This is a genomic window from Leifsonia sp. HAY1-4F (assembly GCF_056755275.1).
This window is the reverse complement of sequence record NZ_JBNDHX010000656.1, coordinates 1-235: the sequence shown is the minus strand read 5'-3', so window position 1 is coordinate 235 and position 235 is coordinate 1. Positions and strand designations below refer to the sequence as shown.

At 58.7% G+C, this 235-nt stretch carries 1 protein-coding gene; it reads right to left on the bottom strand.

The features are described 5' to 3' along the window. The coding region (locus ACPYOG_RS20865; RefSeq protein WP_481295960.1) for a ParB-like protein at nt 1-235 on the bottom strand (235 nt) is incomplete at both ends.

Genomic DNA, 235 nt, shown 5'->3' with positions numbered 1-235 from the left:
CAGAGAAATTCGCTGAAAGGGGTCGTGTCCTTGGCGTAGCCGCCATGCCGGCGCAGTTCGCCCGCCAGCGAACGATAAGGGTCATCGACCAGGCCCTTGATGCTTCTCGGGATGGCTTCGTAGCCGCGTCGTTTGCCGTCTTCGTCGAACGGATGCATCCAGTCATGGCAATCCATCACGAACCAGAAGGAATCCTGATCAAGCCGTGAGAGATCGGCCACCGTCGTGACCAGAA